Source organism: Streptomyces sp. NPDC005438, assembly GCF_040606315.1.
In the GTDB taxonomy this organism is placed as follows: Bacteria; Actinomycetota; Actinomycetes; order Streptomycetales; family Streptomycetaceae; genus Streptomyces.
Window position 1 is genome coordinate 314,068 of record NZ_JBEXEP010000005.1, and the last position, 12,684, is coordinate 326,751.

Annotated in this window: 13 protein-coding genes; 6 read left to right on the forward strand and 7 right to left on the reverse strand. The window is 71.0% G+C overall.

Annotation, left to right across the window (positions count from 1 at the left end; genetic code table 11):
- Positions 1 to 74 precede the first annotated feature (74 nt).
- Both ABZT14_RS13600 and ABZT14_RS13605 read right to left on the reverse strand, forming a co-directional pair.
- A complete protein-coding gene (locus ABZT14_RS13600) occupies positions 75 to 950 on the reverse strand; it encodes a PE-PPE domain-containing protein (protein ID WP_356301266.1) in 876 nt (291 codons plus the stop codon).
- A gap of 527 nt (positions 951 to 1,477) precedes the next feature.
- Entirely contained in the window at positions 1,478 to 2,422 is a 945-nt protein-coding gene (locus ABZT14_RS13605) for a helix-turn-helix transcriptional regulator (RefSeq protein WP_356300866.1), read from the reverse strand.
- A gap of 442 nt (positions 2,423 to 2,864) precedes the next feature.
- Between ABZT14_RS13605 and ABZT14_RS13610 the strand changes: the two genes are divergently transcribed.
- Complete coding sequence (locus ABZT14_RS13610) at positions 2,865 to 3,125, forward strand: hypothetical protein (protein ID WP_356300869.1); 261 nt, start codon at positions 2,865 to 2,867, stop codon at positions 3,123 to 3,125.
- A 257-nt stretch (positions 3,126 to 3,382) separates the two neighbouring features.
- Here the strand turns inward: ABZT14_RS13610 and ABZT14_RS13615 are convergent, their stop codons facing one another.
- Positions 3,383 to 3,922, reverse strand: a complete 540-nt coding sequence (locus tag ABZT14_RS13615; protein ID WP_356300872.1) for an MOSC domain-containing protein — start codon at positions 3,920 to 3,922, stop codon at positions 3,383 to 3,385.
- Positions 3,923 to 4,265: 343 nt separating this feature from the next.
- Here ABZT14_RS13615 and ABZT14_RS13620 point away from each other — a divergent pair, with 343 nt between their 5' ends.
- Positions 4,266 to 5,213: an RsmB/NOP family class I SAM-dependent RNA methyltransferase gene (locus ABZT14_RS13620; protein ID WP_356300875.1), complete on the forward strand. Its 948-nt coding sequence runs from the start codon at positions 4,266 to 4,268 to the stop codon at positions 5,211 to 5,213.
- Positions 5,214 to 5,832: 619 nt separating this feature from the next.
- A complete protein-coding gene (locus ABZT14_RS13625) occupies positions 5,833 to 6,366 on the forward strand; it encodes a hypothetical protein (RefSeq protein WP_356300878.1) in 534 nt (177 codons plus the stop codon).
- A gap of 324 nt (positions 6,367 to 6,690) precedes the next feature.
- Here the strand turns inward: ABZT14_RS13625 and ABZT14_RS13630 are convergent, their stop codons facing one another.
- Together ABZT14_RS13630 and ABZT14_RS13635 are read right to left on the reverse strand one after the other, a co-directional pair.
- Positions 6,691 to 7,341 carry a class I SAM-dependent methyltransferase gene (locus ABZT14_RS13630; protein WP_356300881.1) on the reverse strand — a complete coding sequence of 217 codons (651 nt, stop codon included), beginning with the start codon at positions 7,339 to 7,341 and terminating at the stop codon, positions 6,691 to 6,693.
- A gap of 73 nt (positions 7,342 to 7,414) precedes the next feature.
- The gene (locus tag ABZT14_RS13635) at positions 7,415 to 7,723 is read right to left on the reverse strand and encodes a hypothetical protein (RefSeq protein ID WP_356300883.1); all 309 of its coding nucleotides are present in this window, start codon (positions 7,721 to 7,723) and stop codon (positions 7,415 to 7,417) included.
- A 196-nt stretch (positions 7,724 to 7,919) separates the two neighbouring features.
- On the opposite strand from ABZT14_RS13635, the gene ABZT14_RS13640 reads away from it, so the two are divergent.
- Together ABZT14_RS13640 and ABZT14_RS13645 are read left to right on the forward strand one after the other, a co-directional pair.
- Positions 7,920 to 8,903: a bifunctional lytic transglycosylase/C40 family peptidase gene (locus ABZT14_RS13640; RefSeq protein WP_356300886.1), complete on the forward strand. Its 984-nt coding sequence runs from the start codon at positions 7,920 to 7,922 to the stop codon at positions 8,901 to 8,903.
- 269 nt (positions 8,904 to 9,172) lie between these two features.
- Complete coding sequence (locus ABZT14_RS13645) at positions 9,173 to 9,898, forward strand: phosphatase PAP2 family protein (protein ID WP_356300889.1); 726 nt, start codon at positions 9,173 to 9,175, stop codon at positions 9,896 to 9,898.
- Positions 9,899 to 10,430: 532 nt separating this feature from the next.
- On the opposite strand, the gene ABZT14_RS13650 is transcribed toward ABZT14_RS13645, so the two are convergent.
- Positions 10,431 to 10,808: a hypothetical protein gene (locus ABZT14_RS13650; RefSeq protein ID WP_356301290.1), complete on the reverse strand. Its 378-nt coding sequence runs from the start codon at positions 10,806 to 10,808 to the stop codon at positions 10,431 to 10,433.
- Positions 10,809 to 11,342: 534 nt separating this feature from the next.
- A complete protein-coding gene (locus ABZT14_RS13655; RefSeq protein ID WP_356300892.1) occupies positions 11,343 to 11,744 on the reverse strand; it encodes a metal-sensitive transcriptional regulator in 402 nt (133 codons plus the stop codon).
- Positions 11,745 to 12,058: 314 nt separating this feature from the next.
- On the opposite strand from ABZT14_RS13655, the gene ABZT14_RS13660 reads away from it, so the two are divergent.
- Positions 12,059 to 12,679, forward strand: a complete 621-nt coding sequence (locus ABZT14_RS13660) for a DUF47 family protein (protein WP_356300895.1) — start codon at positions 12,059 to 12,061, stop codon at positions 12,677 to 12,679.
- Positions 12,680 to 12,684: the final 5 nt, after the last annotated feature.

Sequence of the window (12,684 nt, forward strand, 5' to 3'; positions counted from 1 at the left end):
GGTGTGGGGAGGGTCGGGAACGCGGGAGGCGCGGCCCCCGCCGATGCGGGGGCCGCGCCCGGGAGGGAGCCGGCTTACTTGACGCCCTGACCCTGGATCGCGTCGATGATCTCGCGGATCTTGTCCCAGACCTCCTGCGGCAGGACGTTCTTGATGGCGTAGACGAACTTGGTGACTTCCTTCTTCACCTCGGCCGGCAGCTTGCCCTCAAGCAGCTCGTACGGGGTGGGCGAGGGGATCGGCAGCGGGGCGCCGTACTGCACGCGCGGGGGCTGGTCGATCAGCTGGTCACCGTCGCCGGAGACGGCGTGCGGCTTGATGTCGTAGCCGTGGTCGCCCTGGAAGTAGCCGGCCACACCGTTGGCGAAGGCCAGCAGGTTGGTGATCGGGTTCTCCGAGTGGCAGATGCCGTCGTTCTTGTTGCAGATCTCCTTGACGGGGATGTCGCCGAAGTCGGGACGCTGCCCCTTCATGGTCAGACCCTCCAGCACGGAGGGGATGTTGCCCATGATGCCGCCCGCGCCGCCGTTGCCCGGACGACGGGGGTCGCCGTAGAGGACACCGTTGACCTGGTTGTGCGGGACCTCGTTGGCCTTCGACAGCTCCAGCAGGTAGTCGCCGGCGACGATGGCGCCTTCCGAGTAACCGGCAATGGTGATGTGGCTGTTGGCGCAGTTCGCGCGGTAGTCCTTGACGGCCTTGCGGATGTTGGTGAGGCCGATCTCGACGGACTCGTCGAGGGTCTTCTTGTCCCCGGGGAACGGGGAGATCTCAGCCGGGTACTTGACCTTGGTGAAGCTCACGCCGGCGGGGAGGGCGGCGTTGCCCTTGTCGTAGGCCTTACCCGTGGGGTCGCGGTGTCCGCCGACCTCGAAAATCATCTTCTCCGCGCAGTTCGCCTTGGTGTCCTCGGACGCCGTGGCGACACCGACTCCTGCGCCCGCGATCACCGTGGTCAAGGAGATCGCACCTATGAGTGCCCTCTTGCGCATGTCACCTACTTCATGGATCGGGGGTGTGTGAAACACGCTCGCGCGCCGTGGGTACGGGCCGCGTATCGCTTTGCCGTGGGAGGCGCCGACTGATCGCAGCGGCGCACTGGCCGGAGCATGTCAAAGGAAGCCATTCGCCCGGTCGATACGCGAGTGTATTGACACCTAACTGCCATTCCGGGGCCTGGAATGACCGTGACAGCGGGGTGTTCCACAACAGTGGTGGAGACCAGCTCGTGGCCGGCGAAGCGTACGGAAGGGGCGAACGGTCCAGTTGGGGAAGGGGGTGCGGTGTTCGCACCGCTGAAAGAGGCGGGAAAGAAACGGTGAAATCCCCGCCGTGTCCGGCCCGTGCGGAAAGCGGGAGAGTAAATCGGGTGTAGCGGTACGGAGTTCACTGAAGGCGCTTTTCGCCCCTCGGGGGTGAGCGGTGTTCCGCGCCCCCCGGCGGCCCACACCCCTGTCCCACGCCCCCGTCCGGCGCCTCAGTCCCGGCGCCGTGTCCGAGGGTGCCGCACCCGGGGGTGCCGCGTCCGGGGCCGGCCCCGAAGTGCCGTCGCCGTGCCGGGCGGTCGGCCCAGCCGGTGCGGTGGCCGTCCGTCCCGCGCGTAGCCCGCCCTCGCCTCCCGGATCACGGCGGCCGTGTCCTCGGGGGAGAGCGCGTCCGCCCGCAACAGGTCGAGGGTGCGCAGATGGCGGGCGAACACCGTGGGGTCGTCGGTGAAGTGGCCCCGGTCCAGGGACTCCGAGTACACCCACCCCCCTCCCTCGGCCAGGCTGATCAGGGTCACCGAGGTGTGCGGACGCGTCAGGCCACGGGCGTCGAACGGGGCCAACTGGAGGCGTACGGCGTCCCGTCGGGCCACGGACAGCAGACGGTCACACTGGTCCCGCATCACCTCCGGGCCCCTGACCACGCCCCGGATCACGCTCTCGTCCAGCACCCACAACAGCAGGGGCCCGCCCGGCCCCAGCAGCCGCCGTTGCCGGTCCAGGCGGGCGCGCACCCGCTGTTCCAGCTCCTCCCCGGAGAAGTCCCGCCCCAGCAGGGCGCGGGCGTACTCCTCGGTCTGCAACAGTCCGGGCACCGTCAGCGCCTGGTACTCCCGGAGCGCCACCGCCTCCTCGTCCAGCACGGCCCGACGGCGGAACCGGTCGGCCGGCCCGGCCTCCGCGTACCAGTCGATGCGCTCCCACAACCGGGTCAACAGCCCGCCGGTGTCGAAGAGTTGGTCGCAGACCTCGGCGAACCCGTTCTGTGGCACCCGGGTGCCGGCCTCGATCCGGGCCACCCAGGAGCGGTCACAGTGCAGCCGGCCGGCCAACTCCCCCTGGGTGAGGCCCGCCGACTCCCTCAGATGGCGCGCCACCTCGCCGAACACCGAGGCGGTGGTGGCCGCCGTGCCCGCCGTTCCGTTGCGTCGGCCCACGGTTCCCCCTGTGACAGATACCGATTGGCACGTACGGGCATGTTGCCCCAACCCGCGCGTAGGGCAACGTTATTGATACCCACCGTGAACACCGGAGCCGCACGGTGTCAGCGGAGAACGGTCGACCGGGGCGCCCGGGCGGCCGGTGGGACGAGGACGGACGGCGAACCCACGGACAGGGCGGGCAGCGAGGGAAGTGAACCAGCCAAGGTCGACCACAGCCCCGTGTTCCGCCGTCCCCGTCCAAGATCGCGTACGGTCACCCCGGACACCACCACGGCCGAGTGCCCTGGTCAGGGCGCCGGCGCGGCCCCGTACCACGGCGGCCACCGGGTCGCACGGCCCTCGCCGTCACGGGGCGGCCCGGCGCTCGCGGCACTCCGGTCGTTCCGGTCGACCCGGGTCACCCCAGCCATCACAGTCATCAGGAAAGGGCGAGCCAGTGAGCAGCAGAAGCTACCGACTCCCGCGCAAGGACCGCCGTCTGGTCCGCGACGAGGCGACCGGCCGGGTGGGCGAGCTGCAGGCCATCTGTGACTACCACGAGCCGTCCAGGATCGGCGCGACCGCCCGCCGGCTGGCGTTCATCCGGCCCCTGGGCGGCGGACGGGAGTGGACCACCACCCCGGACTACCTCACCGCCCTCACTCCCGAGGAGTACCAGCGGGAGGCCGAACAGGGCTGGGAGGAACCCGTCAACTGACCCACCACCGCCCCCGGTTGAGCCGGGGGCGTCGTGTGGACCCCGAGGGGCCGGTGAACCCGTTCCGGCGCCGTGAGCCGTGAGCCGTGAGCCGTGAGCCGTGAACCGCGCGTCGTGTGGCGTGAACCGCGCGTCGTGTGGCGTGCCCGTGGCCGTGGTGGCGACGGTGGACGGTCACGGCGTGAAGGGCGCACCGTGCCCCGGCACCACGAAACGCGAGCCCCTCGGGGGACCGCACCGCCCCGGCCGACCTCCGGTCACACCGGCCGCAGCGGGTGGTGCGCGCCCCGGGGCGGCTCCACCACGACGGGGTCACCGGGGCGTACCACCCCTCCGCGCCGGACCACGCTCATCACCCCCGCCAGACGCACCACCTCACCGTCCGGCCCGCGCGGCAACACCCTCTTCAACAGGCCCGGTTGGAAGTCCTCGATCTGCCGGCAGGGGTTGCGCAGGCCGGTCACCCGCACCACCGCCTCCTCGCCGAGCCGCAGCAGGGTGCCCTCCGGCAGCCCCAGCAGGTCCACGCCCCGGGTGGTGATGTTCTCCCCGAGGTCGCCGGGCGCCACCCGGTGGCCCTGCTCGGCCAGTTCCTCGAACAGTTCGCGGTGGATCAGGTGCACCTGGCGCAGGTTGGGTTGGTGGGGGTCGCGGGCCATCCGGGAGCGGTGCCTCACGGTCACCCCGCCGTGGACGTCGCCCTCCACGCCCCACCCCTCGACGAGGGTCACCTGGTCCAGGGTGGGCTTGCTGAACGCGTACTCCGGGTGGCCGCTGACGGCTGAGACCGTACTCATCGCTCCCTCTCCTCCGCCCCGCCCCACGGGGACGGCCCCCGTCATCGCACCACACCGCCCGGTTCCCGGTCCACGGTGTTCCGGCTGGTGGTCGCCCGCCCGGCCCGGGCGCCGCCCACGGCGTGACGGGTCCCCCGTACGAGGCCGGGCGGTCCAGCCGTGGAGGACGGTCCCCGATCGGGTGACCGCGCGGGCCCCCGTCCCACCCGTACCTTCCGAGCACCCGCCGACCCTGGTCCGGGGGCCGGTCGGCGCGGTTGGTTGGAGACCGAGGGCCGCGTGTTTAATGGCCCGGGCACGGGGGCGCCGTGCGCCGGGGTCGACAGCCAAGGGAGTACGAACGGTGGGCAGTGACCGGAAGACCCGCCAGTTCGAGAAGCGGATGGCCCAGGTGCTGGACATCCGCCCGACCCGGGTGGCCGAGGTCTTCCAGGGCGCCCGCCCCACCTCGCTGCGGGTCAACCGGCTCCTGGACGACCAGCGGTACGCCGAGACCGTGGAGCAGCTGCGGCAGCGCGCGCCCAGTGTGACCGAGGTCGACTGGTGCGAGCACGGGTGGTTCTGGCCCGATCAGGACGGGTTCGACCCGGTGATGGAACTGGCCCACGCCGGCCGGGTGTACGCGCAGAACGCGGCCAGCCTGATCCCCCCGGTGGCGCTGGACCCCCAGCCCGGGGACGCGGTGCTGGACGTGGCCGCCGCCCCCGGGGGCAAGGCCTTCCACCTGGCGGCCCGCACCGGCAACCAGGGGCGGCTGTGGCTGAACGACTCGGCCCCGCCCCGGGCCCGCAAGCTGGCGGAACTGGCCGAGCTGTACGGGGTGCGGTACGCCGAACTGACCACCCACAACGCCCAGTACATCGACAAGGAGCTGCCCCCGGAGTCCTTCGACCGCGTCCTGCTGGACGTCCAGTGCTCCGGCGAGGGCCGGGTGAACCTGCGGCGCCCGGACGCGCTGCGGCACTGGTCCGAGGAGCGCCTGAACAAGTACAAGTTCCTCCAGACCAAGATGCTCAGCTGCGGGTACAAGCTGCTGCGTCCCGGCGGCACGATGGTGTACTCCACCTGCACCCTCAGCCCCGAGGAGAACGAGTTCCCGGTCAACAAGGTCCTCGGCCGGTACCCGGACCTGACCGTGGAGCCACTCGGCTTCCAGGAGCCGGAGTTCCTGCCCGGGCTCACCTCCTGGATGGGGGAGCGGTACGACCGCCGGCTGGCCCACACCACCCGGGTCATGCCCTCGGAACTGTTCGAGGGCTTCTACGTGGCACGTCTGGTCAAGGCCGGCTGACCCCGGTTCCGGTCGCGGGCGCGGGCCCTGTCCTGGCCCCGCCCCTTCTCCGGCGCCCGCCTCCCGCCCCTCGGTCCGTACGCCCAAGGCCGCGCACCGGCGGGCCACCGTGCCCGACTTCGCTCCTGAGCCACCGTTGGCCCGGGACGCGCCGAAACGTCCACGAAAGGGCGCGCCGACAGCCCCCGAATAGTCAACGCGGGGGTGTGGAGAGGGAGTTGACGACCCACGGAACGGGCCCGGTCCGACTCGGAGCGTCATGTCGGATTTCGGAGCCGGTCTCGGAATTTGCGAAGAATCAGTTTCCGGGCCACCGGGAATCGCTTTTTTCAGTGGTGTGACAAGTGGAGCGTTTTTCAGACCCTCCCGTCCGTACTGTTCAGACGGCGCGGGACGGCGGTTGGTTCCCGCCCGGCCCTTCAAAACCGCGCGGTCTGAGATGTCCGGGACTTCCATGGGATTGGTCGAAATCTCCCGCGCGCTGCCCCAAGTGGGTAACCGTTGACGCGCATCTGTAGCGCTTATACCGTCCCGGCTGAAATTCGCACGACCCCAACCCCCACTGTGGACTCCCGTAATAGACCGTTATTGCGGCGAGTGGCTGGAAGGAGCCAACTCAATGTCCAGATACAGGTCGAGCAAGCGTTTCGGTAAGATCGCCGTTTCCGTCGCGGCTGCCGGTGTTCTCCTCACGGGCACCGCCTCCGCCGCCTTCGCGGGTGAGAGCGGAAGCAACCACCGCGCGAACGCGGAGATCCTCGACAGCCGCTGTGCGGTTCCGGCGGACCGTGACCTCGCGATCACCCAGACCGTCCACCAGATCGCGAGCGAGCGCGGGGTCACCGAGAAGGTCATGCTGGCCGCCTTCGAGGCCGGCTGGGTCGAGTCCCACATGAACAACCTCAACTGTGGCGACCGTGACTCCCTGGGCGTCTTCCAGCAGCGTCCCAGCCAGGGCTGGGGCACCCCCGAGCAGTGCATGGACCCGGTTCACGCCACCAACGCGTTCCTGGACCAGGCCATCCCCAACGACGCCAACAACCCGGGCTACACCGCCGGTGAGCTGGCCCAGAGCGTGCAGCGCTCCGCCTACCCCGAGCGGTACGACCAGTCCGAGGGCAAGGCCCGCGAGATGATCGCCGAGGTCGCCTGACCCGTACCGTCACCGGGAGCCCCCTGAGAAGGGGACCGTCTCCCGTGGTCGGACCTCACGTCCCCGCCCCGGACGCGCGCATCCGGGGCGGGGACGTCGTCCGTTCGCCGGCGATCGGGCGCCCACGCCGTGCCGGGGCGCACCAGGCGGAGGCGCGGGGGAGTCAGAGCCCCGAGCCGGGCCGGGTGGTGCGGCCACCCGGCCGGCACGGAACCGTGAGACCGCCCCGCCACCCCGCCGAGGGGCTCGCGTACGGACCGGTCCCGGGGTGCGTCGTTCGGATCACCGTGAGGCTCGCGTGCGGCGTCACCTCGCGCGCCGCACCTAGCCGCGCTTGCGGGCCAGGGTCAGCCCGTCCCGTACCGGCAGGATGAGCGAGTCCACCCGCTCGTCGGCGGTGACCAGGTCGTTGACCTGACGGATCGCCAGGGTGTTGTCCTCCTGGTTCGAGGGGTCGGTCACCCGCCCGGACCACAGCACGTTGTCCAGCAGGATCAGCCCTCCCGGGCGGACGCGGGGCACGATCTCCTCCCAGTACGCCGGGTAGCCCGTCTTGTCCGCGTCGATGAACGCCAGGTCCACCGAGGGCTCCGACGGCAGGGTCCGCAGCGTCTCCACGGCCGGGGCGACGCGTAGGTCGATACGGTCCGCCACCCCGGCCCGCTCCCAGTAGCGGCGGGCGATCGAGGTCCACTCCTCGGACACGTCACAGGCCAGCAGCCGGCCGCCCTCGGGCAGGGCGCGGGCCATCGCCAGCGAGCTGTACCCGGTGAACACCCCCACCTCGACCACGAACCGGGCGCCGGTCAGACGCACCAGCATCGCCAGCAACTCCGCCTCGTCCTGCGAGGTCTGCATACCGGAGCGGTCGCCGGTACGGCTCAGGGTCTCCTCGCGCAACTCCGACTGGATCGGGTCGGGAGGGGTGCAGTGCTCCAGCAGGTAGGCGCTGACGGCCGGGTCGATGATGTCCATGCGCGCCATTATGCGGGGGTACGCCACAGGGCCGGCGCCCCTCGGGGCGGCCGGCGCGGGCGTACGGAACGCGTCAGACGGCCATGCCGTAGACGATGGTGAACAGGGTGCCCAACGACCCGATGATGAACACGCCGGTCAACCCGGCGACGATCAGGCCCTTGCCCTGCTCCGCGCTGAAGGTGTCGCGCAGCGCGGTGGCGCCGATCCGCTGCTTGGCGGCGCCCCACACGGCGATGCCGAGGCAGAGCAGGATGGCCACCGCCATGATGACCTCGATCATCACGCGGGCCTCCTGGCCCAGCGAACCAAACGGACCCCAGTCCGGGGCGATCCCGCCGATGATGGTGGTGATGTCGCCCTTTTCGGCTGCCAGGAACATGGTGAACTCACCGCCCCACGGACGTGGTTGATGCTGGCTGACTCTACGGATTGTGTCATGGCCGGGCAGTGATCGGTGGTGAAAGCTGGCCGGATTCGGTCATCGTGCCGGTGACCTGTGTCGCAACCGACCCACCCGTGACGGCTTTTCGCCGGTGTGGGTGCCCAACAGGCCCCCGATGGGCCATGGTTGGGGGGTGGGCGGGAACAGGAAGTGGTGGTGGATAGCCGCAGCCGGAGTCGCGGGGACCTCCGGCTTCCTGGTGTTGCTGCTGATCGGGACCATGCTGGTGGCCGCCAAGATGGGCGGGGTCAGCGGAGGGCGCACCGTCGGGCTGGCCAAGGGGTCGGTGCCCTCCGCGTACCAGAGCCTGGTGCAGAAGTGGGGCAACCTGTGCGACGCGATCAACCCCGCGTTGCTGGCCGCCCAGCTCTACCAGGAGAGCGGCTGGAAGCCCCGCGCCACCAGTCCGGTCAACGCCCAGGGCATCGCCCAGTTCATGCCCGGCACCTGGGCGGCCCACGGCATCGACGCCAACAAGGACGGCAAGCGGGACGTGTGGGACCCCCAGGACGCCATCCCCTCGGCCGCCAAGTACGACTGCACCCTGGCCAAGTACGTCAAGGACGCCCCCGGCAGCAGCACCGACAACATGCTGGCCGCCTACAACGCCGGCTCCTACGCGGTCATCAAGCACGGCGGCGTCCCCCCGTACCGCGAGACCAAGAACTACGTCGCCACCATCCGCAAGATGGAGAAGAGCTTCGCCGAGACCAAGGGGCGGGTGGAGCCCTCCCGGCAGTCCGCCGGCGCGATCCACTACGCCCAGAAGAAACTGGGCACCCCCTACCTGTGGGGCGGTGACGGCACCCCCGAGGACGGCGGGCGCTTCGACTGCTCGGGGCTGAGCAAGGCCGCCTACGCCAGTGTCGGGATCTCCCTGCCCCGGGTGGCCAACGACCAGTGGAACTCCGGCCCCCACCCCAAGAGGAACGAACTGCTCCCCGGTGACCTGGTGTTCTTCGCCCACAACCTGGACGATCCGCGCAGCATCCACCACGTGGGGATCTACGTCGGCGGAGGGTTCATGATCAACGCCCCGTACACCGGAGCCAAGATCCGCTTCGACCGGATCGACACCCCCGACTACATCGGCGCCTCCCGCCCCACCGCCAAGTAACCCGCCCGGAGGCAACCGTGCGGGAGCCGCCCGGGTGGATCGGTGCGGTTGGCCGGAAGTAGACAGCCCCTCCGTGGGGTACTGAACGATGTGCCGGACGAGTTTCCTCATGACGACACCGGGTGATCACCCTTCGATAACGTCCTGGTGATCGTCTGGTGAGGGCGGAACGGGCCGGCCACTTCAGGGCGTTTCCTGTTCGGAGACGCCGAAGGGCGTCACGGGGAAACCGACTGCACGGGGCCGAGGAGAAGGGTGAGGCCACTTCGATGGATGGCTGGGAGAACCCCGACGTCGACCTGCTCAAGGGCGTCAACAGCCTGACGCGGCACAGCCCCGACTGGCTGCGGACCACCCTGGAACACGTGGGTGAGTACGGCCTGCTGGCCGCCCTCGTCCTGCTGTGCGGCCTCACCTGGTGGCGGGTGGGGCGGGTGACCTCCGACCGGGGGGTGCGGGCGGCCCGGGCCGCCGTGCTGTGGGCCCCCGTCGCCGCGCTGCTCGCGCTGGTGGTCAACGTCCCGATAAGAGCCTTCGTGGAGAGACCCCGACCCTTCACGGACCACGACCTGGCCGTACTGGGCGGCGGCCACACCGACTACTCGTTCGTCAGCGACCACACCGCCCTGGCCATGGCGGTCGCGGTGGCTCTGCTGCTCGCTCACCGCCGGCTGGGCCTGGTCGGGTTCGCGCTCGCCCTGGCCGAGGCCTTCTGCCGGCTCTACGCCGGGGTGCACTACCCCACCGACGTGTTGGGGGGCATGGCCCTCGGCGCCACGGTGACCCTGCTGCTGGCCCCGCTGGGTATCTGGGCGCTGACTCCGGTGGTGGCCCGGCTGGAGCGTGGCCCCTCCTCCCGGCCGGAGCCCGGGGTGCCGGCGCCCGTTCCCGCACCGGCCCCCTCCAGCGAGTCCGACCGCGCCGAACAGGCCGGGCTCGCCTCCACCGGTGGGAGCACCCCGCCACCCCCCTACGACCGCGACCTGGCCGCCTGAGCGACCTCCCGTGCCCGGGTCGGCCCCCTGGGCGGCCCGCCAACTCCCCACCGCAGCCGAGCGGTCCGCCATCCCGGGCCCGGCTGCCGGTGTGACCTCCGCGCTCGCCCTGAGGGGCCGCCCTGGCCGGTCTCGTCCTGGCCCTGGGGTCGTCCTGGTCGGGTGCGGGTTCGCCGGGCCGAACCTCACGCCGGGCGGGTGCGGGTGCGGGTCCCGGTGGGTGGGCGCCCTGGGCGCCGGCCTCGTGGTTCGGTGACCTGTGCACCCGTGCACCTGTGCACGTGCCGCCCACCCCTGCGCGCCGGCACCGGCCGCTGGGCGTGACCTTCGGGGCTCCCGCCACTGTCGGGGCGGCCTCGGAGCTGGGGGGGGGAGTGGCCCACGTACAGGACGCGGGGTGACGGGGTGGGGCCGGAGCCCTGCCGTTCACTGTCGGGGTGGCCGGCCGGCCCCAACGGCCGTACGGGCGGCGGGGGCTGGGGGCGGGGCGCCCTGTGGGGGTGTGCGGTGAGGTTCTCGGGGGCGCCGCGCCTCAGGCGCTGGCCCGGTGCTCCAACGCGTCCGCCCGGGCCCGGTCGCGTGCTCGGCGGGCCGGCCCGTGCCAGCCACAGGTGCAGCGCGCCAGGGAGAACGACCCCTGCTCGTGGGTGCTGGTGTGGTGCCCGTCCTCGTCCGGCTGGTCGGGGTCCGGTTCGCGCCGCTCCTCGGTCGGCGCCGCCCGCCGTGGGGGCCGTGCCTCCGCCCCGGGTTCGGCCTCGTTGTCCCGGGGTGCCGAACGTCCGCTACCGGGGGTGGGGACCCACCGTCCCAGCCGGGCCAGCGCCTGGGTGGCCGGCTCGTCCCAGGGGGAGGCGGAGCGCTCCTCCCAGCGGATGGTGGTGCGGCAGTGGTGCGCCGAAGAGGTGTGCACCCGGCCACCGTACCGGCCGGGACGCCGCCGGAAGCAGAGGAGGAATCAGCCACCACACGAAGGGATGGGCCGGCCCGTACCGGCGTTCTGCCGCTCCCGCTCCCGGGGCGGTGGACAGCGCCCGTACGGCCTGTGTGACGTGTGTCGGAAGGGCCGCCTCCTGGTGAGGTCGGGAGCGGGAGACGGGTGGGTGCCGGTTCCGGGCTGGGGCCGGTGCGTGGGCGTGGCCGGTCCGGTGGCCCGCCACTTTCGGCCAGTCGGCGTGGGGTCGCCATGGCCTGAACCGGCCGCCGATACGCGGCTTTTCGGCCCCGGACCTCACGGTCTCGTGACCTCACGGTCTTCCCGAGGTGGGCGGCCCCGGTTCGCCCGTGCGGGCTGGGGTGGCGACGGGGGCCCGGGCCCGACCGTCAGCCGACGCGGGGCTCGGTGGGGAGTCGTACCGGACCTACCGTCCTCCGCCCCGTGGGTCGGCCGCCTTCACCGTCGTACCGGAGGGCCGTGGGTGGCCGTCCCGGGCCCGTGGGTCGGGGCTCAGGTGCGCAACAGCCGGGCGATGGCGGCCGTGGCCTCGGCCACCTTGGCGTCGATCTCCTCGCCCCCCTCGGTGGCCGCGTGCGCCACGCAGTGCCGCAGGTGCTCCTCCAGCAGTTGGAGGGCGAAGGACTGGAGCGCCTTGGTGGAGGCGGACACCTGGGTGAGTACGTCGATGCAGTAGACGTCCTCCTCCAGCATTCGCTGGAGCCCCCTGACCTGACCCTCGATCCGGCGCAGCCGCTTCAGGTGGGCGTCCTTGTCCTTGGTGTAGCCGTGCTCGCCGGTGGCGGCGTGGGCCGAGCACACTTCCGGCCGGGCGGCCCCGGTCTCCGTGACCGAGGTCTCCGTGGCCTCCACGGGGTCGGCGGAGCCTTTCGCTGGGCTGTCGGCGGTGGGCATCGGTGCTCCCTGTCGGATTCGCGAAGTCGCGGGCGGCGACGGCCACTTGGGCGGCCGGACGGATGGCTGTCTGGCAGGTTCTACGGCATACGGTTCGTCCGGTATATACCCCCGCCCCGTATAGGTTAGGCGAACAGGTCGGAGGGTGGTGGCCGGGCTTCCTCCGCCATGGGTAACACTGGTGCAGCCGGTTCGCAGTGGCCGGAAGACGCCTCTTGGGGCCGACCCGTAATCTGCGGTGATCCCGCCGAGGGTTGTGGGACAGTCCTTGCACTGCACAGCCAGACCGACGCCGAAGCACCCGAGGATCCCCAGTGCGCTTTCGTCTGACCCCCAGGGAGACGAGCTTCTACGACATGTTCGCGGCCTCCGCCGACAACATCGTCACCGGTTCGAAGCTCCTGATGGAACTGCTCGGGGCCGAGTCCTCCGGGCGGGCCGAGATCGCCGAACGGATGCGGGCGGCCGAGCACGCCGGAGATGACGCCACCCACGCCATCTTCCACCAGCTCAACTCCTCCTTCATCACCCCGTTCGACCGCGAGGACATCTACAAGCTGGCCTCGTCCCTCGACGACATCATGGACTTCATGGAAGAGGCGGTCGACCTGGTCGTCCTCTACCAGATCGAGGAACTGCCCAAGGGCATCGAGCAGCAGATCGAGGTGCTCTCCCGCGCCGCCGTACTCACCGCCGAGGCCATGCCCCACCTGCGGACCATGGACAACCTCACCGAGTACTGGATCGAGGTGAACCGGCTGGAGAACCAGGCCGACCAGATCCACCGCAAGCTGCTCGCCCATCTGTTCAACGGCAAGTACGACGCCATAGAGGTCATGAAGCTCAAGCAGATCGTGGACGTTCTGGAGGAGGCCGCGGACGCCTTCGAGCATGTGGCCAACACCGTCGAGACCATCGCGGTCAAGGAGTCCTGAGCCGC